This window comes from Bradyrhizobium sp. SUTN9-2, assembly GCF_003122645.1.
In the GTDB taxonomy this organism is placed as follows: domain Bacteria; phylum Pseudomonadota; class Alphaproteobacteria; order Rhizobiales; family Xanthobacteraceae; genus Bradyrhizobium; species Bradyrhizobium yuanmingense.
In genome coordinates, this window is record NZ_LAXE01000001.1 from 4,954,101 (window position 1) to 4,977,771 (window position 23,671).

The window sequence follows — 23,671 nt, forward strand, 5'->3', positions numbered from 1 at the left end:
GGAAAATGGTGGAAGGAACGAAACGGGAATTGAAGCTAGAGTTGTAGAGGAGCGTCGATATGAACTATTCCGATCGCTATCTGCGTCAGATCGCGAGCTATTCTCCAATCGACGTCATGCTGGCGGACGTCGCGATTCGGATCCAGCTCAGCCCTACCGACTACCAGCTCGCTGTCGACCACTACCACGCGATCAACGAGTGGCTCGAGCGCGACGATAGCCCGCTCAAAGGCTATGTTCGGGACTTCTACACGCAAGGTGGCTTCGCGATCGGAGCCACTGTCGCACGCCACTCCACCGATGATGAATTCGACATCGACGTCATGGCCGATCTGGCCTTCGGCGCCGACGTCGACCCCGAAGCTGCTCTTGCGACACTGCACCACGCGATCTGCGGCGAGCGCGGCTCGCGCTATTACCTCAAGACGGACAGGAAGACCCGCTGCAGCACGGTTAACTACGACGGCATGCACCTTGACGTGACCCCGACGGTTCGCTTGACGGGGACCGTAGAGAAGACGGGGCTTATCTTCCACTCCAAGCCCGAGGACCCGTCGGAGCCGAAGATGTCGTTGTACGCGAACCCGCACGGCTTCGCGCGATGGTTCATCGATCGGACGCCGCCTGATCAGGATTTTGGCACCTTCTTTGAGCGGCGGTCGCTGGACTACGATCGCGAACGTGCAATTCTGTCGAAGCGCGCTGACGCGGTGCCGGTACCGGAGCAGTGCCCCGCTTATCAGAAATCACGCGCCGTGATCGCCCTACAGTTGATCAAGCGCTGGCGAAACCTGGCCTACGACAAGCGGCACAAGAACCGACGGCTCCCACCCTCGGTGCTGCTGGCCTTCTACGTGGCCAATCACGCCAACCAGACAACCTCACTCGCTGAAGAGCTCAGCCATCAAGTCGAGAGCATGCTGGCCATTGTCAGGAAGGCCCACGACCGGGGCGAGAAGGTATTCGCCAGCAATCCGATGTGCCGCGAGGACATCCTCACCGATCGTTGGCCTGCCGATCAGAGCGACCAATCGTTGTTTATCCGCGAACTTTCCGACTTCGCCGTCCAGATCCGGCGGCTCCGCGGGGATATCGCCCTCCCCGAGATGCAGAAGATCCTTGAGGACCTGTTTGGAGAGAAGCCTGCACGCTCGGCGGTGAAGGAGCACGTTCAGCGCGTTGCCAAGGACGTGGGCTCGATCGGCAGCCGCTTCATGCCCGGCAAGGCCACGATCCCTGTCGCGATCGCCGGCGGCGCTCCGACGCCGAGCAACGCCAAGTCAGCGCCGTCGCACCGGTTCTTCGGTGATCATCCCGATGACCTACCTAACCGTCGATGAGCAGGACGCCGCGATCCGGCGCCACTTTCCTGATTTCCGGCTGAAGGCCTCGGCCGATTGGATCGGCGTCTGGGAAGGTCCGGTCCGGCCGGCGTCCAAGACATATACGATCCGGGTCGTGTACTTCCGGCGGAGATTCTTCGACGGCTGGCACCTCTCCAATCCCTACGTCACCGTCCATGTCGTAGATCCTCTGATCGGGACGTTGATGCTAGATGGTGACGACCTTCCGCACATCTATTGGAACGACCGCGCGCCCCTCTGGCCGGCGCTCTGTCTCTGGGATCCAGACGAGATGTGCTGGACCCCGAGAATGACGATTGCGACGACGATCATCCCGTGGGCGTCGGAATGGCTACTGTTCTTCGAATATTGGCAAATCTCCGGTGAGTTTCTTGGACCCGGTCGTCACCCGCGCAGGAGGCGCAACGAATGTCTGAACCCGACCGAGAATTTAGATCCGGCGATCAGCGCTCGAAGGGAGCGATTCCGCAGCGAAGAATTCCACAGGATTGGCCGAAGGACCGGCGTTTTCGGATCTTATCTATCGATGGGGGCGGCATTAAGGGACTGTTCCCTGCAACTGTTCTTGCCGAACTCGAACAGCGATTTCTGGACGGCGGTTCCGTTGGTAAATACTTCGACTTGGTCGCCGGCACCTCGACTGGAGGAATCATTGCGCTTGGCCTCGGCGCCGGTCTAAGCGCATCAGAGCTAGCAGAGCTCTATTCCAGCCGAGGCGCAGAGATATTTCCGGAGCGCAGTCTCATCCGTAAAAGTCTTCACGGCGCACGAAATCTCCTTCGCTATCAGTATGAGCGAACGGCCCTAGAAAACATTCTACTCGATACTCTAGGTGCAAAGCTCCTGGGAGATTCTGTTGTCCGTCTTTGCGTTCCGTCTTTCGAAGGCAAACACAGTGAGGTCTTTGTCTTCAAGACGCCGCACCATCCCGACTATAAGATCGATCGCTTTGAGCCAATGGTGAAAGTCGCTTTGGCGACTTCCGCTGCGCCGACTTATTTTCGTCCACTAGAACACAATGGCTACACACTCGTAGATGGAGGTGTTTGGGCCAATAATCCCATTTTGCTCGCTGTCATTGAGGCCATGGTCTGTTTTAATCTCGAACGTGATCAGATTGACGTCCTGAGCTTAGGCTGTGGGGACGACCCATACGTCGTGTCAACGGATCAGATAAATTCAGGCGGCCAACTGGCTTGGTCTAACGTGATTTTCGCTGCCATGCGGTTGCAATCCCTATCCGCCACTAATCAAGTGCGCCTCCTTCTCGGTCCACCTGCTGTTCGACGTATCGAGCCACCTTCAAACCCCGCGCCGATTCTTCTCAACGATTTCCGTCGTTCATTGACTGAACTAGTGCCTGCAGCGCGAGCGGCCATGGACCTGCACGGAGATCAACTAGCTCAAAGCTTCTTCTATGCGCCTGCAACTCCGTATACGCCTCAACCGCTGCCGGGGCGTAGTCCGTAGGATGGGCAGGGCTGACCGAAGACCCACCACCGGTCGCTCGGCAAATATGATGGGTTTTAGCTCCGCCCTGTCCATCTTAGGAACTCAGCACTAAATTCGTTCGCTATCGCCGGATCGGCTACTTCGGCAGACTTTCGCATGCGCCTCTGATTAAGTGCACAATGCATCCTCCGAATTGCCTTTGCGGTCGACCGCTTCCCCCCTAAACTCCCAACCTCACCGGCATGGGTTCCGGCGGGCCCGGTAGATGCGGAGTAAAGTCATGCCCAAACCGGAAAGCTTCCCGATCGAGAAGATCTTCGTTCCCACAAAGCAGAAGAAGGCCATCAAGCCCGAGATCGTCGGAGAGATCGCGGAAAGTATGCTGGAGATCGGACAACAGGCCCCCATCTCCGTTCGGCTCGACGGAGACCGCCTCGTTCTGGTCGAGGGATTGCATCGGTTAGAGGCCTGCAAGGCGCTCGGCGAGACGACCATTCTCGGTGTCCTTGTTACGGCCGAGCTTGCTCAGCATAAGCCGCTGCTCACCGAGCGACCCGAAGTCGAGGCGGAACGCATCAAGATGGCGCGATTGAAACAGTTGCGGCTCGAGAAGGAAGCCGCCGAGGCATCGGCCGCTGCCTTGAAGGGCGTCAGGCAGGCGGAAGCGCCGCGTACCCGTTCGACGAAAGGCGTGCGCGACAATCCGAAGGCATCCCCGGGCCGGATTGTGAAATCGAAACCGAAATCATTGTCGGACTGGATCACACAGCAAAAGGGCAGCGGCGGCCGCTATTGATGGCCGCCCATTGCGTCCACGCCGCGCTTCCACGTCCGCGCCTGCCGCCCTACACTCCCGCCAAACATAAGATCGGGAGGACCCACCATGGCCGACGCCCCGCTGTTCCAGGACGTCATCCGCCGCCGCCGCAGCGTGCGGAAGTTCGAGCCGGGCCGCAGCGTCGGACGTGACGTGCTGGAGCGGATCGTCGATTGCGGGCGCTGGGCGCCGTCGGGGGCGAACGTGCAGTGCTGGGACTTCATCGTCGTCGACGATCCCGCGATGCGCGAAAAAGTGCTCGCGGTGTTCCTGCGCCAGGCGCAGCGGCTGGTCGATCACGCCAAGGGCTTTCCGGCCGTGAAGAAGACCTATCTCGCCAACACCGTCGCGATCATCCTCGTGCTCGGCGATCCCCGCTGGAAGGTCTGCTTTCCGCAGGCGACCTCGCCCGAATTCGATGCGGAGTATCGCGACAACAACGAGGCGATCTTCTTCTGCTCGCTGGGCGCGGCCATCCAGAACCTCCAGCTCGGCGTCACCGCGGAAGGGCTGACTTCGGCCTGGCTCTCCGGCGGCGGCGAGGCCGAGACCAATCGCGAGCTCAGCGAGGTGCTGGGTTATCCCGAATGGATGACGGCCTATGGCACCATCCCGATCGGTTATCCCGCTGTAGACCAGGACCGCCGCTACCGCCGGCCGCTCGGCCAGCTGCTGCACTGGAACGGCTACCAGAAGCAGCAATATCGCAGGCATGCCCAGGTCGATTTCTACGAGAGCACGTTGCGTCCCTTCGCCATGTATCGCGATCAGGAATCCATGGACGCCTGGCCGGACCGCGACGAGATGCTGGGCGAGTGGACGGACGCCTTCACCGGCCCGGTCAGCAACCCCGCGCAAACCCTCGAAAGCGAAGCCGACTTTTCCCATCCCCGGGTAATCGGCCAAGCGACCAAGCGGCGGCGGAGTTGAGCGCCTGAACCTGCTCGGCCTCGCGGCCGCCATGTCAGAATTTTCGGACTCAGTAACCTCCCGCAGGATCGTGCTTGGGTGATGGCCGCAATCCCGGAGATCGCGGCTATCTTTTTCGTCGATCAGACAAATCCTCTCACGCCGCTTTCGCCTGCTCCGGCGAGGCCGTCTCCATCGCGCGCATGTAGAGGTCGAGCAGGCTTTCGCGCTCGTCGCGCTCGTTCTTGTCTTCCTTGCGCAGCTTGATGATCTCCTTGAGGATCTTCACGTCAAAGCCCTCGCCCTTGGCTTCCGCGAAGACTTCCTTCTTCTGTTCGCTCAACTCCTGCATCTCGCTGTCGAGGTTCTCGATCCGCTCGACGAAGGAACGGATCTTGCCGCCGGGAATGGTGATATCGGACATGGTGCCTCTTTGCTGACTGAGGTCGTGAAAATGCCCGCAAAGAAATGACCAATGTGTTAACCGAGTTGCCGCACCCGATGCCATCGCGCCGCAGCGATACCCGGGACAGGCGACCACCCCGCAGCTATCTGGATCAGCCACGTCTTGCCGTATGCATCGAAGCTGCAGCGGCAAAATCTCACCACATGGCCGCCACGCAAGCGACAGCCCACCATCGCGATTTCAGCGCAAACGCGACGGAGGCTCGCGGCTTCATCGATATTTCAGGAGCCATTTGCAATGTTGAGTGCGGTGGACAACAAGCCAAGGGGAAAATCCGGCCGGCGCGGCGGCAAGAAGAAGGCCGGACATCGCACCGGGGCCGGCGAGCAACGCGCAAGTGCAGCGCATCAAGTGCCGGATGCCCCGGCGGAGACCAGGCACGAGACCGGGCAAGAGCCGAGCCGGCAGATCAGTGCGGAGATACCTTCGGCTGCGCCCTTGCCGGACGAGGCTTCCGGGATGGAGATCGCTGCAAGCCCGCCCGTCGCACCGGTCGAACCCTTCCACGCCAGCACGCAGGCGATTGCCGAGGCCTATAGCGACTACATCAGGACCTCGCTTGAGCAAGCCTTGAATTTCCTGGGAAAGCTCGCGATGGCGCGTTCACCCGTCGAGGCCTTCGAGCTTCAGATGGCGTACGCGAAAGAGGCGTGCGACTCGTTTGTCGCCGAATCCCAGAAGATCGCCGAGCTGCAAGAACAATTGACCAGAGAAAGGGTCATGCATCTTGAGGGGTTCGTGGCCAGGCTCACCCAGACCACGCTCGAAATCCGCGCGATACGTCACTAACGACGGTGCACATTGCGGCGCCGCGGGACGTAAGGTGGGTTAGCTGGCGGTTGCGCGAAGCGCGGTCCGCCGGCGTAACCCACCACCTCTCCGCCGCCGAGATCAAAGAGGCGGGTTACGCTCCCGACCTGCGCTTTGCGCCGTCGCGGAGCTAACTCACCCTACGCGCCTGAGGACCGCCTGGAGTTCAGTACCCTGACTTCGTGCCGGTGGTCGACCCGGTGCCCGCGCCTGTGGTTTGACCTGTGGTTTGCCCTGTAGTTCGTCCTGGAGCGTAGCTCGACGCGCCGGGGCTGGTTCTCTTCGAGGACTTCGCGTGCTGCTTCTTCTTGTGTCCCGGAGCGTAGCTGGAAGCGCCCGGCTCGCCCTTCTTGCCCATTTGCTGCATCTCATGACCTGGCGTCTTGCTCGATACACCCTGAGCAAATACGGCTGGTGCGGTAGCCATGACAACGGCAGCCGAAAGCGCGATGATCATTGCTTTCATGTTGTCCTCCTCGAACAAGCCCCCTCGAAGGAAACGGAATGGACTAGCGCCCGTTCCTCTCAGCGAACGTTCATGGCGCCGCGGGGCTGGACGCCCCTGGGATCGTCATTCGTTGATGAGCTTCGATCCGCTCGGCTACCCTACGAAATGCACTTTGCGCAGTCGCGGCGACAACCCCCACCCTGCGCGCTCACTCCGCCCGCCATAATTTCTCCTTTGCACACGCGTTGTGTCCGACAGCGGCGAGACCTATCCTTGATCGGACTGCCTCCCATTGACGCCCGACCGGATGGAGAGCGCATCGATGCCTGACACGAACGACCACAAATCTGATACCGGCAAGACCGATAAGGCCGAGCCTGATACCGCCAAATCTGATTCCGCTAAGCCGGACGAGGCGCGCGCCGATGGCGGGCTGGCGCGGGCCTACGACCGGATCAAGAGCGCAGAGGAAGACCTGGCGCGGCTGGACCGCCTTGTTTCCGGAATGGAACGGAGCAGCGAAGCCCCGCGGACCTCGCGCGCAAGCACCGCCGCGACGGCCGCAGCAACTTCCGGAAACACGCCGACGCCGGAAGCCAAGGCTCTAAACACCAAGCCGCGCAATCAGGGCCTGAGGGGAGACAGGGCCATGATGCGCGCTCTGGCTATTCTCGTGATGGCGATCGGCCTGCTCGGTGCCGCCGTCGCATCGCAATATAGCGACGAGGCGACATCGATCGGCAAGTCCATCATGGCGCGATGGGCTCCACCCGCGAGCGCACCCCCGCAAGCGGCCGCGGCGGAAAGTCCGGCGCAGCCGGCGACGGTCCTGCTGGCGGCCGCGGACGAGCCGAGCCCGGTGCCGGCAGCGCCGGAGCCTAAGCACACCGAAGGCGCGCCAAAGCCTGCCGCCGCGGCGGCCGAGCCGTCATCGTCCGAGCTCGCGCAATCGCTCAAGGCCATCACGAGCGAGCTTGCGAACATCAGCGGCAAGCTCGAGCAGCTGAAGAGCAGCAGCGAGCAGACCCTGCGCGACCAGGCCGCCACCATCGAGCAGCTCAAGGCCGCGCAGGAGAAGGACGCGGCGGACAATGCGCGCCTCGCCGCGCAGGTCCAGGCGTTGCAAACGCAACTGAGCGCGTCATCGGCGCCATCCGCCTCTGCACCCGCCAAGCCCGTCGCGCGCAGCGTGGTCAACAACGACACGGCTGCGCGTGCCCGGGCGCACGTACCAGACGCCGCGCCACGACGGCCCAGGCCGCCGCCGCGAGGCCCCTGGATGCCGCCGCGCTATATGGCCGACCCTTATTATTACGGCGATCCGGATTGGTGAGCCCGTTTCGAAGGCGCGATTGGATTTGAAGTGCGTAGGGTGGGTTAGCCTGCGGCGGCGCGAAGCGCAGTCCGCTGGCGTAACCCGCCTCTTTGATTTCCGCGGAGGCAGAGGTGGTGGGTTACGCTGCGCGAACTGCGCCTCGCGCAGTCGCGCAGCTAACCCACCCTACGCACCTACGCTCCCCTCAGCGTATCTCGCTCATCGTCACCTTGGCCGCGATCCCCGTCAGCTCGGGCTCTTGCGGCGCAAGCTCCTCATCGGAAGGGCCGACCGAGACTTCAGCCATTCTGCGTTTGACCTGTTCGCAGGTCTTGCGAACGTCTTCGGTGAACAGCGCGCATTCTTCGATACGCTTGAAGATCTTGCGTCCCTCTTCTCGGTAGCCTGCCGCCGTTTCTCGCATGAAGGCGATCGCATCATGAACCTGGGCCGTCAGCGCCTCGCATTTTTGCGCAGCGTCGATCAACTCGGTGCCCATGGCCTCGATCTCTTTTGCAGCGGACTCATAGTCGCGAATGACCGCTTCTGCACTGAGCGCACCGACGCGCGACACGCCCGCGGTGTGCTCCACGTAATCAGGCAGATTAACTGAAGTAATGGAGTTTCCCGACCGGATCGAAGTGATGTCCGCTTCGAGTTGGACCAAGTTCACTCCGTCCCGTCTGTGCAATTGTTCGACACTTGCCATGACTGTCCTCCCAATACGCGCCCAGAACCCCAAGCAGCATTGGGTTTATTACGGGGATAAATGCCGTTCTACCTCTATGTATTCTTGACAGTCTCCACTTTGCCACTTTTACCCAATCGCCAACTCTGCACGCAGAGATAATGGGCCATCAAACTTCAATTTGTCCGCGTACCTGTTCGATGTGCTCTCCCCGCGGCATCGGCGCCTAGCCATGGTGGGTCCAATCACGTTCCGTCGCCCTCGAAGGCATTCCCGACGGCGGCTGGCGCAGGCTCGCCCGGCCCTGCATCCGCCGCACGTTGGCGGCCGGCACCGCCCGCCGCGAAAATATCATGCACCAGCCCGAGCTTCCCCAGCCCCAGGATGATCAACCCGTTGATGTCCACCTCGTACCAGGCGTGCGAGATGTAGGCGTCGCGCGGAAAGCGGTGATGGTTGTTGTGCAGCCCTTCGCCAAAGGTGAGCAGCGTGGTCACCAGCTCGTTAGTGGTGCCGTCATGGGTCTCGAAGCGACGGTAGCCCCAGCGGCCGTCGCTGTGGCAGACCGAGTTCACTAGCGAGGTCGCCATCGTCATCAGGTAGCTGCGGAACAGGCCGGCGAACAGGATGCAGCCGATCATCGTGCGCGCGCCGCCGAAGGCATAGCCGATGGCGCCCGGAATGATCAGCGCCGAGAGCGCATACCAGTACCAGCGCGTCCTGGTGAAGAACATCGCGATCGGGTCGGCCAGGATGTCCTTGGCGTAGTAGCTGGCATCGGTGGTCTCGCGGTCCCACACCCAGCCGCCTTGCGCATGCGTCATGCCCTTGGCGAAACTGGTATAGGGATGGCCGCCGCCGTCGTAATAGGGGCTGTGCACGTCGCCGGGCCGGTCGGAGTGCAGATGGTGCCGCCGATGGTTGCTCACCCATTTCAGGATCGAGCCCTGCACCGCCATGGTCGCGAGCGCGGCGAAGATCGTCCGCATCACCGGACCGCAGCGGAAGCTGCGGTGCACGAAGTAGCGATGCATGAAGCCGATGCCGATCGTGGACATGATGAACGTGCCGGCGAAGACCGAAACCTCGACCCAGCCGATGCCTTGCCAGAAGGCCCAGACCAGCGCCGCGACCGAGCCGCCGACCATGATGGCGAACGAGATGTAGGAATCGCGAAACTTGGCCTCGACCACCGGACCTTCGGTCAGCACGCCCGGCGGCATCTTCGGCTCCGCAAGCTGCTCGGACGCCACGCTCTCAACCACGCTCATTTCAGCCGATCCATTTACACTGCACTTTTCTGCAGTGCAGCGTACAACCCCTGGTTATCAGAGGCAAGGACCGGAGCGGCCGTAGGAGCACGGGCGGCGCAGCCCCGCCACTTTCGCTTCTCTGCGATAGAGAGTGGCGATCATGACGAGCAGATGCACGTCGTGCCTCTGCTCAGCTCACCGAGCGCATGCGCCGATCAGTTTTGGCGTCGGTCGGTGCCTTCACCACCAATACGGCCAGCGCCATCCCTCATAGCGCACATAGGACGGCACCAAGGGTGGGCCGTAGGGATCGACCCGGTCGTGCTCGGGGCGGTAACGATAGCGTGGCACGATGTTGTAATCCCAAGGCGTCGGCCTCAGCACCGGCGCCGTGATGACGAGCCGCTCTTGCGGCGCGCGAACGACGACGGCTCTCCGCGTCCGGGCTTCGGCGTCCGAGGTTGCAAGGCCGCTCAGCACCAGGGCGGTTCCGAGCGCGCAGGCGGCAGTCATCTTGGTCATGCGTTGGTCTCCTTCGCTTCAAGAGTGCAAAAGGATGCCAGGCGAGGCAAGCAAATTTCGCGCGAGGTGCGGACATAAGCGCTGTGCGCTTTGGCGCTCCGACCTCTCCCCGTCATTGCGAGGAGCACTTGCGACGAAGCAATCCAGAGTCCTTCCGCGGAGGGAGCCTGGATTGCTTCGCTCCGCTAGCAATGACGGCCGAGTATGACGCAAGAGTGGTCTGGATGAGCAACAGAACTCCCGGACGTTGGCACCTGCCTCTCACTCGCGCGCGCGGCGCAGGGCCTGATCCAGCTTGTGCCTCTGCTTGTCCCAGCGCTCCTGCTCCGCTTCGGCGCGCGCCTCGAGCGCGGCCCGCTCGGCTTCGATCGCCCCGGCCTTCGCTTCGTGCTCGCGTGTTGCTTTGTCGAGCGCTGCTTCCGCCGCGGCAACCGCCTTGTCGCGCCGCGCACGCTCCTTGGCGCGGGCGGCCTCCTCCTTGGCACGCCCTGCCTCGCGCCGCCGCTCCTCCTTCTCGAAAGCTGCAGCAGCCTTGCGCGCGGCCGCATCATCGATTTCGCGGGATGCATTCCGGGCCGTCTTGGCGGGACGCTTCTTTGACGTCGGCTTGCTCTCGGCCTTGCTCTTGGACTTGCGCTTGGGCTTGCTCTCGCCCTCGCCGAGATCGGTCGGCAGCTCCGCGCTCTCGGTGAACGGGCCGTTCGAGCCGACCGGGCGCCTCAGCACCACGCCCGGCTTCGCCATGGTCGCGGCGACGACATCGGGATCGTCGGTCTCCCTGGCGACGCCCTGATGGAACAGATTGGAGCTGGCGCCCCAGGCGGCAAGCGCCGCCTTCATCGAGGGCGCGGCGATCGCCTGATCGTAGAAGCCGAGCGAGGTCTGGTAGGTCTTCAGCTTCTTTGGCATGTCGCTCCGATGTCGGCGCAGCTTTCCGCGCGCGAGCGTAGCCCGGATCGAGCAAAGCGCAATCCGGGGTCGCGCGGCACGCTCGGCGCTGGACTACGCTTGCGCTCCATCCAGGCTACGCACCTTCCAGCAACGCGTCATACCCTTGCGCGCTGAACGCCAACAGACAAAAACCGTGCCCGAACGGATCGGCCAGCATCGCGATCCGCCCATAGGGCGCATCGCTCGCCGGCACCTCCAGAATCGCACCCGCAGCGAGGGCACGCGCGACGGCCGCGTCGACATCGTCGACGACGACGTCGATATGCATCGGCGTCCAGTGCCGCTCATAGCGGCGGGGGTCGCCGCCGGCGCCGATGGTGCCGGCCTGCTTGGTCAAGAGATACACCGGTGCGGGCCAGCCGTTGAGCTCGACGAAGTCGGCGCCGAAGCGGCGGCCGACCGAGAGGCCAAAGGCCTCGGTGTAGAACGTCGTGGCTTTCGCCACGTCGGGAACATCGATGTTGAGGAGGAAGCTCATGAGCGGCTCGTCGCAAGTTGAGGCGCGAGCGTAGCCCGGACGGAGCGCAAGCGTAATCCGGGATGGTGCCGCACCCGACGCCCCCGACCGCGTCCCACGCTGGCATCATGCCATTGTTTTGCCCGACGGGTCAAATCCTGTTCGATTTTGCCGAAGTCAGGAAAAACCCCGAGCAATTCCATGGGGATGGCTACTGTGCATGGGGTTGTTTTCGCAACACTTGCTTGATCCGGCGGCGGTGTGGACGACGCTGCAGAGAAACAGCATCGACAGCGCAGCTCGCAGCTCGCGTCCTCAGCACGTCACGAGGTCGGTGTGGCCGAAGCCCCTGGAATAATCGAGCAGCGAGATCACCGTCGGCGTGAGACGGATCAGCCGCACTTCGGATGGCTTCGGCATGGGGAGGCCGATGGCCTTCTGCTCGGGATAGCGCGCCATCAGAAGCGCGATCGCCTTCTCGGCCTCGGCTGGATCGGTCACGGCCACCGCCCGCGCCGCCATGGACAGGCCGGTGATCTCCATCACTTGCGCCGGATCGTCGTCGATCGCCAGCGACACGCGCTCGTCCCGCGAGATGTTCTGCGCCTTCTGGCTGTCGGGGCCGCAGAGGAAGTAGATGGTGAAACCTTCGTTGGCATAGCCGACAGTCGTCACTTGCGGCCAGCCATCGGCGCGAAGCGTCGCGATCCGCATCGTGCGGTGCTGGTCCAGCAAGGTCTGGATTTTTCGTCTGAGTGTGTCGTCCATCGCTGCCTCCGGCGGTCATTCCTGAAGACACGGTACGCCCCTCGCGCGCAGTGCCGTTGATGCAGCTCAACGCGCGCGGCGATGTTGCCTCATTGAAAGCGTCGGCAGGCGTCGCCCGGTGATATCGCACCGGCAGGCGCGGCCAGCCCGCGCCGCTCGCAGCTTTTGCTTGCTTTCCCGGTTCCCGCCTCTACGGTCGCGCCGCGAACGAACGCGCGAGACAAAACCCGTCATGACCGACACGATGAAATGCCCGACCTGCAATTCCGAGCACGCCTATCAGGACCGCGATCTCTGGGTCTGCCCGGAATGCGGCCATGAATGGAGCGGCGCGGCGGACGCGCTCGCGGACACGGCGCAGGATACGGGCGTGCGCGATGCCAACGGCAATTTGCTCGCCGACGGCGACAGCGTCATCGTGATCAAGGATCTCAAGATCAAGGGCTCGTCCTCGGTCGTCAAGGGCGGCACCAAGGTACGCAACATCCGCCTGCAGGACGCCAGCGACGGCCACAACATCGCCTGCAAGATCGACGGCATCGGCGCGATGAATCTGAAGTCGGAGTTCGTGAAGAAGGCGTGAGGTCCGCTAGCTTTGCCGCTGCGCCAGGTAGAACCCGCACAGCACCGTCACGAGGCCTGCCGTCTGCAGCATCGTGGGCGGCTCGCCAAGCAGCAACCAGCCCGTGAGCAGCGTCAGCGCGGGCACGCAGGCCGGAAACACCGCGGCGCGGGCCACGCCGAGACGCTGGACGGAGACGGCGTAGAGATAGAGCGCCGCGGGGCCGGCAAGCACGCCCTGCGCCAGCGCCTGGATGGCGTTCTCGGTCATGCCGATCGACGCAATGTGGGCGAGACCCACCGTGGCGACGTAGACCGGCACCAGCAGCAGCGACAGCACGTTGATGACCAGCGCAGCCGGCACGGCCGAGACGCGCCAGCGGCGCAGCATCGCGCCGAACCCGGCGAACATGAATCCGGCAAGCACGAAGATGAGATCGCCCTGAATGCCGTCGGCACCGATGTGGCCGATCGATTCCGCACCGATCACGCCGAGGCCTCCGACGATGACGAGCGCGCCGGTCAGGCGCGAGGCGGAGATCCGCTCCTTCAGCACGACCGCCGCGAGCAGGAGGCCGCCGAGCGTGGCGCAAGAGGGCTGGATCACACTGCCATGGCCGAGCGGGACGAACAGGAAGCCGATGTACGAGATCAGCGACATCACGGGACCACCGAGCACCATCAGCACGAGCCCCCTGCCCCAGCCGATGCCGCAGAGATCGGACAGTCCGGCGCGCAACACCAGGGGCAGGAATGCGATCCCCGACCAGACATAGCGATGCACCAGCAGATCGACCGGCGTGAAGCCGGCCTTGAGGCCGTGCCGCGTGGCGGCAAAGCCGAGCGCCCAGAACAGCGCTGCGGCAAGCCCGCAGACCACGCCGAGCAGTGCCGGCGCGGTATCCTTCTTCTGAGCGTCGGCGCCGCTCGTCCGCTGATCCATGGATCACTCGATATGTCGGCTCGCTGAGCCGCTCAACCCACGCGGCTGCAGGGCTGTCACGCGAGGGCGATGCCGACTACGCGTGTTACAGCCCCTCATCGAAGACCATCCGCCATCCCTTGCGCGTATCCATGTATTCCCGCACTTGGCTGATCCGGTCGCCCACCACCTCGAACACGAAGCAATACTCGTTCTCGTACGGCTTGCCGCCGGGCAGCGTGGCGCGCATCCGCTCCTCCACGATCACGACATCGCCGTCGACATACACGCCGCGGAAGACGATATCGATGTCCGAAAACAATCGGTGCATCTCCTGCGCGATGAAGCGGGCGATCTGGTGCGCTCCCACCATGTGATCGGTATGATCGAGCGCGACGGCGGTGGCATTGGCCTTCGGCGCGATCCATTCGGCGTCGTCGGTGAAGAGTGCTGCGATGCGCTCGGGATCGCGTGACGAAAAGGTCTTCCAGGCGTTCAGTACGACGTCTCTCGGGCTGGTCACGATGGGGTCTCCGGCCGTGTTGCGATGAGAACCGCCTTCTAGGCCGCGGTGCGAGCCGCGGCTCGCCGCAATCGGACTCGGTCATCCGGCAGCCCTTCCGCCGCCGCCCCCATGCGCTACCATGCGATCATGTTGAGCTTTGATGTCTGCAACGCCGCGCGCCTGCGCCGCGATCCCCGCTATGACGGCCGCTTCTTCACGGCGGTGAAGACCACGGGCATCTATTGCCGGCCGGTCTGTCCGGCCAAGCAGCCGCTGGCGCGCAATGTGGTCTATTATCCGACGGCTGCGGCTGCCGAGGCCGCCGGCTTCCGGCCCTGCCTGCGCTGCCGTCCCGAGACCGCTCCTTTCTGCCCGGCCTGGAACGGCACGCGCTCCACGGTGGCCCGGGCCATGAGGCTCATCGATGACGGCGCGCTGGATGAAGGCTCGGTGGTCGATCTCGCGACGCGGCTCGGCATCTCGTCGCGTCACCTGGCGCGCCTGTTCGAGCGCCATGTCGGCGCTACGCCGCAGCAGCTCGCCAAGACACTGCGTGTCCAGCGCGCCAAGCGCCTGCTCGATGCCGGCGATGACAGCATGACCGCTATCGCATTCCAGGCCGGGTTCGGCAGCCTGCGCAGGTTCAACGCCGCCTTCGCCGAACTCTACGGCCGCTCGCCGTCAAGCCTGCGCGCGCGGCGAGCTTAGCGGCCCGCGCCAGTGATTACGTCCGCGGTCTTCACCTTGCGCGGGCTGAGCACCTTCGCCTGGTGGACCGAGGCGATTGCGCTTGGCGCTGCGACCTGCTGCTCGACATGTGCGGCACCGAGCACGTGCACCTGCAGCGGGGAAACCGGAAATCCGTTGGCCTCATAGGTCGGCAGCTCGGCGGCGAAAGCCGCGGTACCGCCCGCGATCGTCAGGAAGGCGGCGATCGACAAGGTCTTCTTGTTCATTGGTGATGCTCCGAGGTTTGAGAGTCGGAGCCTATTTAGGCGCATTTTGCTGCAGTGCGACATACACCGCCGCATTGCAACATCGCATGCAATGCATGACGTTATGCCTAATGCGTCCAGGGATTTGGGCGAATCACGCCGGCTGCGACGCGGCGCCTCCAGAGGAGCCGCTCAGCCACCAAGCACGTTGCCCCAGCCGTCGAAGAGATAGGTCTTCCAGGCCACGGTTCCATCCGCGCCGGGCCGGCTGGCGCGGCGGTAGTCCTCGGCCTGGTCGGCGGTCCAGGTGATGATCGTGTCGGAGAGACGATCGTGCAGGATGGCGGGCTCGGTGGGGTCGAAGGCGTCCATGGGACGAAGCGAGGGATGCGTCATGGCGCCTCCAACGCACCAGCCGCAACAAAGTTGCGCCAACGCCAAATGGAACCGGGCGTTGCACCTCGGCCACAGTTGCCCCGAAAAGCCCGCACTCGCCGATTTGCGCCATTGCGCCGCCACACCGTGGCCCGAACAATCGACGTGCTAGCGTGCCTTTCCGTGCAAGACTCTTTCGTCAGACTGTTTGCATCACCACTGTTCGGGCAAGATCGTTCGAGCAGACCGTTTGGAGGCAGGGATCATGAACGATCGGCGGTCTCTTCTGGTGGCGATATCGTGTCCCTCGGCCGTTCTCGCCGGCTGGCTGGCATTGTCTCTCTCCGCCTATGCGCCAGCGCTCATCGAGAACAGCGCCGCCAATGCGGCCGCCATCTCGCGCGCCAAGGATCGTGCCAAGGATCATGCCAAGGATCTCGGCCGCATCGACCTCGCCGACGTGCCGCGCGCTGCGACCCTTGAGGACCGCTTCGCCTTGACCGCCGACATCGCAGCCACCGTCACTGCGCTGCCCGACCCTCCCGCGCCGGCAGAGGCAACGCCGGAAGAGCCCGCCTCCACCATCAAGCTTGCCTCGGCCGACCCGGCGCTGATCCTGCCGGTGGAAGCCGTGCCCGCGCCGCCGATCTTGCCTGAACCGGAGCCCGTCGTCAGCGAGGTTGCCCCCGCCCCTGTGGCGGAGCCCGTCAAGCTCGCATCCACCGATCCCACCGAGATCGTGACGACGGACACATTGTCGGCCGCGGCGATCGCGAGCGACCCCGTTGCGCCTGCGCGCAAGGCGTCACCGCCTGCCGACAACATCGCCGTCCTCGACGAATGCTTCGTCATGGAGGCCTGCATCGACCGCTACCTCTGGGCGCTCTATCAGCGCACCGCCAAGGAAGACACGATGAAGGTGCAGGAGCGGCGCGCAGTCACCATCAAGCGCAAGGGCAAGACCGTCACGGTGATGCGCAGCTTCACCAAGCTGGTCGATCAGGACTTCACCTGGAAGGATCCGCATGCGGCCGAGCGCGCCGGCATGTCGATGATGGACTACGTCATCGGCGGCATGGACAAGAGCTTCAAGCAGAAGCTGTTCCGCATGATGCTCGCGGCCGAAGCCGCCGGCCTGTCGCCGGGCATCACCAGCGCGTTCCGCGACGACTATCGCCAGTCGATCGCGAGCGGCCTGAAGGCCGCCTCCAACCGCTCCTATCACGGCGGCAGCACGCGCGGCGGCTACGGTCACGGCATGGCGGCAGACATCGTCAGCACGCAAGGCAGCAACAGGGCGCAGCGCTGGGTCTCGACCGAAATCCTGTGGAAGTGGGTCGATGCCAACGGCAAGGCGTACGGCATCGGCCGACCCTATCTCGGCCGCGATCCGCCCCATGTCGGCCCGATCGACGGCCAGGAATATATCTCGAAGCGCGGCACCTCCGACCGCAAGGACGTTGCCGGCGTTAAGCCGAAGAAGACACAGGGCCTTGCGAGCGCCAAGCCGCCGAAGGCCGACGTCGCGCGCGAGCAGAAGGGCCCGGCGGCCAAGCCGCAGAAGTCGGCGCAATCGGCCGGCAAGCGCGCGACCTGACGGTTTACGGCTTGCGCTCTGCCGTCGGCAGCGGCACCAGCCGCATCTCGGCCGAGCCGGCGTCCTGCGTGCGCACCAGCACGGCAAAGACCGTGTCGACCGCGCGACGTACCGCCAACTCCATCGCTTCGCCCTTGGCCAGATGCGCCGCGATCAGCCCGGTGAGGAGATCGCCGGTGCCGTAGGGACGGATCGGCAGGCGCGGCGTCGCAAAGCGCGACAATCGGCCATCAGTGCACAGGATCGTCTCCACCTGCCCCGCCGCCGTGTCAGCGAGGGTGCAGCCGGTGGCGACGACGTCGGTGCCTGCCCCAGCCAGCACCGCGCAGGCCGCGCTGAGGCTCTCGGCGTCGGCAATTGCGACCCCAGAGAGCAGCTCGAGCTCGAACTGGTTCGGCGTCGTCAGGTTCGCCGTCGGCAGCAGCCGGTGGCGGAGCACGTCCAGGATGCCGTCCGCGACATAGACGCGGCCGTCGTCACCGATCACGGGATCGCAGAGATAGACGAGCTTCCCATTGCGCGTGCGCGCCCGCTCGACGAAATCGGCGATGACGGCGGCATTGCCGGGCGAGCCGAGATAGCCGGTGACGACCACCGCGGCCTCGTCGACCAGGCCGCGCTCCTCGACTCCCCTCAGGAGATCGGCGACGAGCTCGGTCTCCAGCACCCGTCCGCGCAGGCTCGGATAGCGCGGATGGTTGGACAGCAGCGTCGTCGGCACCGCAGCGACGTTCACGCCCTCCGCCTGCATGGCATAGGCGGCCGCGCTGTTGCCGACATGGCCGTGGACCACCTGGCTCTGGATGGAGATGACGAGCATGAAAGAGGTCCGTAGAGTCAAACTTCGGGCGACGCAAGCGCTGCGTCCTGTCGCGGACTCGTCATTCCCGCGTGATATTTGCGGTCGCACGTCAGCCATCCGTCGGCCCGGACACAGCCTCCGCATGACCTCCGTCTTCAACGCCTATACGGCTCTCGCCCTCGCCATCGTGTTCGAGGTCACCGCGTCGGCGTTCCTGCAGCAGTCCGCGCAGTTCACCCGTCCCTGGCCGACGCTGGCGATGGTGCTGTTCTACGTCGCCTCGTTCTACGCGCTCTCGGTGGCGATCCGGGTGATCCCGTTGAGCATCGCCTATGCGATCTGGGGCGGGGTCGGCATCATCCTGACCGCCACCGTCTCCTTCGTGCTGTTCCGTCAGATCCTGGACGCCGCAGCCTTCGTCGGCATCGCGCTGATCGTATCAGGGGTGGTGATCATCAACCTGTTCTCGGAGACCACCGTGCGTTGATGCGCGCGGTGCCGACTCTGAGCAAGAGGTCGCGCCCCACCATCACGCTGCGGACAGCTGATCGAGCTCGGACGGCGCGTAGGCCTTGCCATCCTGGTCGGTGACGACCACCCGCCACCCCTCGCTCGCCCACACTTTCGCCTTCGCCACGATGAGCAACCGGCTCTCGCGGGCGAAACTGTACTTCTCGTTGTCGCGTTCTGCGACCATCTTGTAGGCCAATTCGCATCCCCTTGCGTCGCCCTGCACCCGGCCTTGTCGTGGCAGCGGGCTTTGGCGGCAATTCGCCGGGAGCGTGGCAATTTGGTGCCATCCACGAGGCCTGTGGCCGGCCCCGTGCCGTCGCAACAGAGCCGATCTCGTTGCCTCGGATCGGCGCTAGTGCACGCGGATAATGTGCGGGCGGCCGAGATTGATCAGGCCCTGCACCGCCGAAAGGCGGTCATTGAGTGCTGCGATAGTGAGCAGCAGATTGTTGCGACGCTCATCGAGTAGTCCCATTTCTGCGCCCGACAGCTTGGTGCCCGCCCGCTCCTTGTGGATCTCCTCGAGGGATTCGCGCAGTCCGGCAATCAGGCCGGCCAGCTGCTTGGCCTCCTTGGTCATCGACCGCTTCGCGACATTTTGCTGACGGCGCGTCTCCGCTTGGTTCTGTCTCATCGTCATCCTCCGGTGCCCCGCTGCCCCGAGTGGATGCTTACAGCTTTGGATAGACATATTACGATCGATGAAATCTGCCCGCGAAGAACTTTCTTAAATTGTACGCGCACGGAACCCGATCGCGCGGGAGCGGAAAGCCCGGCACCAAGGCCGGGCTTTCGTTGCGGCTAGCCAGAGCTCGGCGGCGGAAACGCGGGCGGAACGGCCCGCGCGGCGCTTTCGGCGTCACCTCGCCGGCAGCATGAATGCGTCGAAGAACGAGGCGAGCCCGGCAAAATCGTCGATCGGCAGCACGGTCGCGACATACTGGTCGGGCCGCACCACGACCATGCAGCCGGCCGCCCGATCGATGCCGCGCATCGTGAAAACGTCGTGGCCGCTCTTGAGATCCGGGCAGAACATCTTCTCGTAGTCGTACAAGCCGTAACGGCCTTTGCTCGGGAGCAACATCGGCGGCATTGCCTCGATGGCGAGCTCGCGATGGTCCTGCTGAAACACCGCGCGCAGATCGATCACGCTGTCGATGTCAGCTCCAACAGGCGTATATCGACGGATAGGTGACTTCCGGGATTCCGCGAGGAAATTGCACAAGGCACGAATGGCCGAGCCCGACGCTGCCGGGTTCTCATCGGGCGAGAACGCGTAGATGCGGAAGCGGCCATCGGCCCGTGCGGCATGGCCGAGATGCACCGGCTTGGCGTCCGCCAGCCGGATCACCGGCGCGGAATGGAAGCGCGTGCCGATAATGAGGCCCTGCGCGAGGTGCTGATGCGTGGCCGCGCCGGTGAGCATCGACGGCTTGTAATGCGTTGCCGTGCCCGCGGTAAAACGTCCGTGCCGGACGAAATAGTCCTGCGTTTTGGCGGCATCGGCGCCGCCGGCCTTGGCGGCGGAGGCGAGGATATCAGCCCATTCGCGATCGAAATCGATCAGCTCCTTCGCGACTGCCCGGCGCTCGGCCGAATAGGAATGCAACAGGCTTGGCGCGCACTGCCTCCGCAGCACGGCGGCGAGCTTCCAGCCGAGATTGAAGGCATCCTGCATCGATACGTTCATGCCCTGCCCGGCCTTCGGGCTGTGGGTGTGGCAGGCATCGCCGGCGATGAAGATGCGCGGCTGGCGCGTCTCGATCTCGCCCTCCAGCACGTCGTCGAACTTGTCGGTGAGGCGCTGGCCGATCTCGTAGACCGACCACCAGGCGATCTCCTTCACCTCGAGCCGATGCGGCTTCAGGACCCGCTGCGCTTTCGCAATCACATCATCGGCGGTGATGTTGCGATTGGCAACGCGTTCGCCGACATCGAGCTTGGCGAGCTCGACATAGATGCGGACCATGTAGCCGCCTTCGCGCGGAATGATCAGCAGGCTGCCGTCCTTGGCCGACTGGATCACCGACTTGAAGCGGATGTCCGGAAAATCGGTCACGGCCAGCACGTCCATCACGCCCCAGGCGTGGTTGGCGGAATCACCGTGCAGCTCGCGCCCGATCGACTTGCGCACCGTGCTGCGGGCGCCGTCGCAGCCGACGACGTAGCGGGCCTTGACCGTCTCGACCTTGCCCTCGTTCGCGGCATCGACGCGTTCGAGGCGCACGGTCACGGCATGATCGTCGGCACCGGCGGCCGGATCGACATTCACATCAAGCACGCGCCGGCTGTAATACGGCGCGAGCTTCGCCGGCGACTTGCGCATGACGTCGAGAAAGCAATCATGGACGCGCGCCTGGTTCAGGATGAGGTGCGGGAATTCCGACAGCCCGTCCTCGACGTCCTGCACCCGGCCGCTGCGGACGATCTTTTCCGGCGCCGCTTCATCCGGCTTCCAGAACGTGGTCTCGTTGACCCAACAGGCTTCCTTCAGCACACGCTCGCTGAAGCCATAGGCGTGGAACATCTCCATGGTGCGGCAGGCGATGCCGTCGGCCTGGCCGACGAGGAGGCGGTCCGGCTTCTGCTCGACGATGCACGTCCTGATGTCGGCGAATTGCGCGAGCTGGGCGGCGAGCGTCAGGCCGGCCGGCCCGCAGCCGACGATGAGGACATCGACCTCGCCGGGCACGGCGCCCGCCGCTCCCGATGCCTGAACGCGCGCGGCAGGATCGGCGATTTCAGGGTCGCCCGGCTGAAATCCATTGAGATGGAACTGCATGAGCACCTCTCCCGCCAAATTCTGTTTCGTATTGATCAGTATGCTGACTATCAGTATACTTGTCAATGATCCGCACCGCTCTGCCCCGGAGGAGATCTCGGTGAAAGACAACAACGACATGCCCGGACATCTGGCACGCCGCTTCCAGCAGATCTCGGTCGCGGTGTTCCTGGCCGAGGTCGAGGACGCCGGCTTCGATCTCACTCCGGTGCAATACGCCGCGCTTGCAACCATCAAGGCCAATCCGGGGCTCGATCAGGTGACGCTCGCCGGATTGATCGCCTACGATCGCACCACCATCACCGGCGTGATCGATCGCCTCGTCCAGAAGGGCCTCGCGGAGCGGCGCCCCTCCAGCCGCGACCGCCGCGCGCGTGAGCTCGAGATCACCGACGAGGGCCGCCGCACGCTGCGCAAGATCACCCCGGCCGTCGAATCCGCGCAGCGCATCATGCTGCGCGGCCTCAGCGCGAAAGAGGGTGAGGAGCTGATGCGGCTGCTGCGCAAGGCCATCGCCGCCGGCAACGAGCTCAGCCGCGCGCCGCTGCGCGATGCGCAGCTCTGATCGCGGACCATGTCCGTAATTGTCGCAGCGCACGAAACCAGGAACTAACCTTCGGCTGCTAACGTCGGCCGCATTGGGGCGCTTAACGCGCGATTAACTTTGCGGGGCGGAGTTTCGGATGTTCAGGTTCCTCGTTGTGGCCGCGGCCGTCGCGCTCTCGACCGTTCAGGCGGTCGCAGGGGGCCATGGCGGCGGCGATCCTCCTCCGCCGAAGGTCGAGGCGCCAACGGCTCCCGCGAAGGTCATCCTGACCAAGCAGGGGCCCAAGCTCGTCGATCTCAACGGCATGACGCTCTACTATTATGAGCGCGACACCACGGGAAAGACGTCGAACTGCAACGGCAAGTGCATCGAGAGCTGGGTGCCGCTCGCCGCAACGGCCGACGCCAGGGCCGTCGGCGACTTCACCGTGATCAACCGCAACGACGGCAGCAAGATGTGGGCCTACCGTTATCGCCCGCTCTACACCTCGCCCGCCGACAAGGCGCCGGGCGACGCCAACGGCAACGCCACGACGCTGCAATGGCGGGTCGCCCGGCCTGAGAACTAGAGCGTGACAACGCACCTAAACTCGAACTGACCGGCGCAGACCTCAGCCGCGCCAGCGCCCGCCCGCCGCGGCCTGCGCGCTCTGCCCCGGCGGCAGCACCACGACCATCGAATTGAGCTTCACCCGGTCGTAGAGATCGATGACGTCCTCGTTGCGCATCCGGATGCAGCCGGACGAGATCGCCTGCCCGATATATTCGGGCTGGTTGGTGCCGTGGATGCGATAGAGCGTGTCCTTGTTGCCGACATAGAGATAGATGCCCCGCGCGCCCAGCGGATTGGCGGGACCGCCGGGAACGCGCGCGGGATAGGGACCGAGTCGCGCCTGGATATCCGCGGTCGGGACCCAGTCCGGCCATTCCGCCAAGCGACCGACCCGCGCGACGCCGGAGAACGCCATGGCTTCCTCGCCGACGGCAACGCCGTAGCGGATCGCCTTGCCCTCGGGCAGCACGTAATAGAGGTAGCGCGCGTCGGTATCGACCAGGATCGTGCCCGGCTGCTCCTTGCGGTGGTAATCGACGATGTGACGCAGATATTGCTGGGGCACGTTCGCCTTGGCGTAAGGCGCGTGCGCGAGCAACTGACGGTCGCGCGGCGTCATGCTCGCATCCGTCGATGGCGAAAGTGTCGTCTGCATGCAGCCGCCCAGCGGCAGCAGGGCTGCGACGAACAAAACGAGTAGAGATCTTGGCACCGCCGGCCCCCCGATAGCGGAATAACGACGCCCCCGCCGTCACCAGATATTGCCAAAATCGTGCTGAAAACAAGGCGGTGCAGGAACACATGCGCGTGTTCGGCAAATTGGGTTCCATCACCACAAAGGGCGGAAGAGTGTCGCATCATCTCCATCCCCTCGCCTTGCTTTGGTCAAACCCGGCTGGACTCGTGCGACATGGGGACCGGGTATGGCCTCACCTCGGATCAGCCCCGCGCCAATGCGGATGCCTTAACCTCGAACACTGGGCTTCAAAGGAGCTGCGATGCTCGCGACGCTGAACGCCAAGCAAATCGTCGATGAGATCGTGAAAGACACGGTCAAGGACAACGATCCTCACGACGCGGTCCAGATCTCGCCCGAGATCGTGCGGGCCTCGCGCCCCGCCAGCGTGTCGCCTGCGCTGGCGCCAGAGATCGCGCCGCGTCCGGAGCCCAGGTTTGCCCCGGAACCCAAGTTTGCCCCGCAGCCCAAGGTCACGCCGAAGTTCACTCTGGAGCCGGCGCGCGCGCCCGAGCCAAGCATCAACGTCGTCTACGGAAAATCCACTGCGGCACCGTCGATCGACACCGCTGTCCGCGTCACGTCCAGCGATGGTCCCGTGATGAAGAAGCGGTCCTCGGTCGG

At 64.2% G+C, this 23,671-nt stretch carries 29 protein-coding genes and 2 pseudogenes; 14 read left to right on the forward strand and 17 right to left on the reverse strand.

What is annotated here, in order from left to right; all coding sequences use genetic code 11:
• Nucleotides 1-59: 59 nt before the first annotated feature.
• The 5 genes and pseudogenes from XF30_RS22895 to XF30_RS22910 all read left to right on the forward strand — a co-directional run bounded on the left by XF30_RS22895 (nt 60) and on the right by XF30_RS22910 (nt 4,563).
• Entirely contained in the window at nt 60-1,340 is a 1,281-nt protein-coding gene (locus XF30_RS22895; protein ID WP_109143927.1) for a nucleotidyltransferase domain-containing protein, read from the forward strand.
• Nucleotides 1,318-1,743, forward strand: a pseudogene (locus XF30_RS40190) (type II CBASS E2 protein); the annotation flags it as partial. The gene XF30_RS22895 and the pseudogene XF30_RS40190, both read left to right, overlap by 23 nt.
• 29 nt (nt 1,744-1,772) lie before the next feature.
• On the forward strand, nt 1,773-2,834 hold the full coding sequence (locus tag XF30_RS22900; RefSeq protein WP_109143928.1) for a CBASS cGAMP-activated phospholipase: 1,062 nt from the start codon (nt 1,773-1,775) through the stop codon (nt 2,832-2,834).
• Nucleotides 2,835-3,096: 262 nt separating this feature from the next.
• Nucleotides 3,097-3,612, forward strand: a complete 516-nt coding sequence (locus tag XF30_RS22905; protein WP_109143929.1) for a ParB N-terminal domain-containing protein — start codon at nt 3,097-3,099, stop codon at nt 3,610-3,612.
• An 87-nt stretch (nt 3,613-3,699) separates the two neighbouring features.
• Entirely contained in the window at nt 3,700-4,563 is an 864-nt protein-coding gene (locus tag XF30_RS22910) for a nitroreductase family protein (RefSeq protein WP_109143930.1), read from the forward strand.
• A 136-nt stretch (nt 4,564-4,699) separates the two neighbouring features.
• Here the strand turns inward: XF30_RS22910 and XF30_RS22915 are convergent, their stop codons facing one another.
• Nucleotides 4,700-4,966 (reverse strand): DUF2312 domain-containing protein, encoded by a 267-nt coding sequence (locus XF30_RS22915; protein ID WP_025575662.1) that lies wholly within the window; start codon nt 4,964-4,966, stop codon nt 4,700-4,702.
• Between the two features lie 279 nt (nt 4,967-5,245).
• Between XF30_RS22915 and XF30_RS22920 the strand changes: the two genes are divergently transcribed.
• Nucleotides 5,246-5,797 (forward strand): phasin family protein, encoded by a 552-nt coding sequence (locus XF30_RS22920; protein WP_109143931.1) that lies wholly within the window; start codon nt 5,246-5,248, stop codon nt 5,795-5,797.
• Between the two features lie 187 nt (nt 5,798-5,984).
• Here XF30_RS22920 and XF30_RS22925 read toward each other — a convergent pair whose 3' ends face one another.
• Nucleotides 5,985-6,284 (reverse strand): hypothetical protein, encoded by a 300-nt coding sequence (locus XF30_RS22925; RefSeq protein WP_128261897.1) that lies wholly within the window; start codon nt 6,282-6,284, stop codon nt 5,985-5,987.
• 304 nt (nt 6,285-6,588) lie between these two features.
• Here XF30_RS22925 and XF30_RS22930 point away from each other — a divergent pair, with 304 nt between their 5' ends.
• Nucleotides 6,589-7,599: a hypothetical protein gene (locus XF30_RS22930; protein WP_244609005.1), complete on the forward strand. Its 1,011-nt coding sequence runs from the start codon at nt 6,589-6,591 to the stop codon at nt 7,597-7,599.
• Between the two features lie 187 nt (nt 7,600-7,786).
• Here the strand turns inward: XF30_RS22930 and XF30_RS22935 are convergent, their stop codons facing one another.
• From XF30_RS22935 to XF30_RS22965, 6 genes are all read right to left on the reverse strand, one after another.
• Entirely contained in the window at nt 7,787-8,290 is a 504-nt protein-coding gene (locus XF30_RS22935) for a hypothetical protein (protein WP_036022860.1), read from the reverse strand.
• A 224-nt stretch (nt 8,291-8,514) separates the two neighbouring features.
• Nucleotides 8,515-9,540: an acyl-CoA desaturase gene (locus XF30_RS22940; RefSeq protein ID WP_109143934.1), complete on the reverse strand. Its 1,026-nt coding sequence runs from the start codon at nt 9,538-9,540 to the stop codon at nt 8,515-8,517.
• A gap of 222 nt (nt 9,541-9,762) precedes the next feature.
• Complete coding sequence (locus tag XF30_RS22945; RefSeq protein ID WP_109143935.1) at nt 9,763-10,044, reverse strand: hypothetical protein; 282 nt, start codon at nt 10,042-10,044, stop codon at nt 9,763-9,765.
• A gap of 261 nt (nt 10,045-10,305) precedes the next feature.
• On the reverse strand, nt 10,306-10,953 hold the full coding sequence (locus XF30_RS22955; RefSeq protein WP_109143937.1) for a cell envelope biogenesis protein TolA: 648 nt from the start codon (nt 10,951-10,953) through the stop codon (nt 10,306-10,308).
• A 115-nt stretch (nt 10,954-11,068) separates the two neighbouring features.
• Nucleotides 11,069-11,473: a VOC family protein gene (locus XF30_RS22960; RefSeq protein ID WP_109143938.1), complete on the reverse strand. Its 405-nt coding sequence runs from the start codon at nt 11,471-11,473 to the stop codon at nt 11,069-11,071.
• Between the two features lie 294 nt (nt 11,474-11,767).
• On the reverse strand, nt 11,768-12,220 hold the full coding sequence (locus XF30_RS22965) for a pyridoxamine 5'-phosphate oxidase family protein (protein ID WP_109143939.1): 453 nt from the start codon (nt 12,218-12,220) through the stop codon (nt 11,768-11,770).
• A 232-nt stretch (nt 12,221-12,452) separates the two neighbouring features.
• On the opposite strand from XF30_RS22965, the gene XF30_RS22970 reads away from it, so the two are divergent.
• Nucleotides 12,453-12,803 (forward strand): zinc ribbon domain-containing protein YjdM, encoded by a 351-nt coding sequence (locus XF30_RS22970; RefSeq protein WP_109143940.1) that lies wholly within the window; start codon nt 12,453-12,455, stop codon nt 12,801-12,803.
• A gap of 6 nt (nt 12,804-12,809) precedes the next feature.
• Here XF30_RS22970 and XF30_RS22975 read toward each other — a convergent pair whose 3' ends face one another.
• Together XF30_RS22975 and XF30_RS22980 are read right to left on the reverse strand one after the other, a co-directional pair.
• Nucleotides 12,810-13,724 (reverse strand): DMT family transporter, encoded by a 915-nt coding sequence (locus tag XF30_RS22975; protein WP_036022852.1) that lies wholly within the window; start codon nt 13,722-13,724, stop codon nt 12,810-12,812.
• An 85-nt stretch (nt 13,725-13,809) separates the two neighbouring features.
• Nucleotides 13,810-14,226, reverse strand: a complete 417-nt coding sequence (locus XF30_RS22980) for a nuclear transport factor 2 family protein (protein ID WP_109143941.1) — start codon at nt 14,224-14,226, stop codon at nt 13,810-13,812.
• Nucleotides 14,227-14,355: 129 nt separating this feature from the next.
• On the opposite strand from XF30_RS22980, the gene XF30_RS22985 reads away from it, so the two are divergent.
• Nucleotides 14,356-14,916, forward strand: a complete 561-nt coding sequence (locus XF30_RS22985) for a bifunctional transcriptional activator/DNA repair enzyme AdaA (protein ID WP_074447944.1) — start codon at nt 14,356-14,358, stop codon at nt 14,914-14,916.
• Here the strand turns inward: XF30_RS22985 and XF30_RS22990 are convergent.
• Nucleotides 14,913-15,164 (reverse strand): hypothetical protein, encoded by a 252-nt coding sequence (locus XF30_RS22990; protein WP_109143942.1) that lies wholly within the window; start codon nt 15,162-15,164, stop codon nt 14,913-14,915. The two genes, XF30_RS22985 and XF30_RS22990, sit on opposite strands and share 4 nt — an antisense overlap.
• Before the next feature lie 171 nt (nt 15,165-15,335).
• Nucleotides 15,336-15,539: a hypothetical protein gene (locus XF30_RS22995; RefSeq protein ID WP_025035973.1), complete on the reverse strand. Its 204-nt coding sequence runs from the start codon at nt 15,537-15,539 to the stop codon at nt 15,336-15,338.
• 244 nt (nt 15,540-15,783) lie between these two features.
• On the opposite strand from XF30_RS22995, the gene XF30_RS23000 reads away from it, so the two are divergent.
• Entirely contained in the window at nt 15,784-17,115 is a 1,332-nt protein-coding gene (locus XF30_RS23000) for a M15 family metallopeptidase domain-containing protein (RefSeq protein ID WP_109143943.1), read from the forward strand.
• Between the two features lie 4 nt (nt 17,116-17,119).
• Here XF30_RS23000 and pdxY read toward each other — a convergent pair whose 3' ends face one another.
• A complete protein-coding gene (gene pdxY, locus XF30_RS23005; RefSeq protein WP_057029030.1) occupies nt 17,120-17,935 on the reverse strand; it encodes a pyridoxal kinase in 816 nt (271 codons plus the stop codon).
• A 124-nt stretch (nt 17,936-18,059) separates the two neighbouring features.
• Between pdxY and XF30_RS23010 the strand changes: the two genes are divergently transcribed.
• Nucleotides 18,060-18,404, forward strand: a complete 345-nt coding sequence (locus XF30_RS23010) for a DMT family transporter (protein WP_036000232.1) — start codon at nt 18,060-18,062, stop codon at nt 18,402-18,404.
• A gap of 42 nt (nt 18,405-18,446) precedes the next feature.
• Here the strand turns inward: XF30_RS23010 and XF30_RS23015 are convergent, their stop codons facing one another.
• The 3 genes from XF30_RS23015 to XF30_RS23025 all read right to left on the reverse strand — a co-directional run bounded on the left by XF30_RS23015 (nt 18,447) and on the right by XF30_RS23025 (nt 21,212).
• Nucleotides 18,447-18,653 carry a hypothetical protein gene (locus tag XF30_RS23015; protein ID WP_036000235.1) on the reverse strand — a complete coding sequence of 69 codons (207 nt, stop codon included), beginning with the start codon at nt 18,651-18,653 and terminating at the stop codon, nt 18,447-18,449.
• A gap of 129 nt (nt 18,654-18,782) precedes the next feature.
• Nucleotides 18,783-19,064: a hypothetical protein gene (locus XF30_RS23020; protein WP_036000293.1), complete on the reverse strand. Its 282-nt coding sequence runs from the start codon at nt 19,062-19,064 to the stop codon at nt 18,783-18,785.
• Between the two features lie 225 nt (nt 19,065-19,289).
• The gene (locus XF30_RS23025; RefSeq protein ID WP_192893226.1) at nt 19,290-21,212 is read right to left on the reverse strand and encodes an FAD-binding monooxygenase; all 1,923 of its coding nucleotides are present in this window, start codon (nt 21,210-21,212) and stop codon (nt 19,290-19,292) included.
• A 100-nt stretch (nt 21,213-21,312) separates the two neighbouring features.
• On the opposite strand from XF30_RS23025, the gene XF30_RS23030 reads away from it, so the two are divergent.
• Both XF30_RS23030 and XF30_RS23035 read left to right on the forward strand, forming a co-directional pair.
• Nucleotides 21,313-21,777, forward strand: a complete 465-nt coding sequence (locus XF30_RS23030; RefSeq protein WP_036000241.1) for a MarR family winged helix-turn-helix transcriptional regulator — start codon at nt 21,313-21,315, stop codon at nt 21,775-21,777.
• Nucleotides 21,778-21,895: 118 nt separating this feature from the next.
• Nucleotides 21,896-22,327 carry a COG4315 family predicted lipoprotein gene (locus tag XF30_RS23035; protein ID WP_036000243.1) on the forward strand — a complete coding sequence of 144 codons (432 nt, stop codon included), beginning with the start codon at nt 21,896-21,898 and terminating at the stop codon, nt 22,325-22,327.
• Nucleotides 22,328-22,369: 42 nt separating this feature from the next.
• Here the strand turns inward: XF30_RS23035 and XF30_RS23040 are convergent, their stop codons facing one another.
• Complete coding sequence (locus tag XF30_RS23040; RefSeq protein WP_167361659.1) at nt 22,370-22,966, reverse strand: L,D-transpeptidase; 597 nt, start codon at nt 22,964-22,966, stop codon at nt 22,370-22,372.
• A gap of 343 nt (nt 22,967-23,309) precedes the next feature.
• Here XF30_RS23040 and XF30_RS23045 point away from each other — a divergent pair.
• Nucleotides 23,310-23,671: pseudogene (locus XF30_RS23045) on the forward strand (hypothetical protein); the annotation flags it as partial.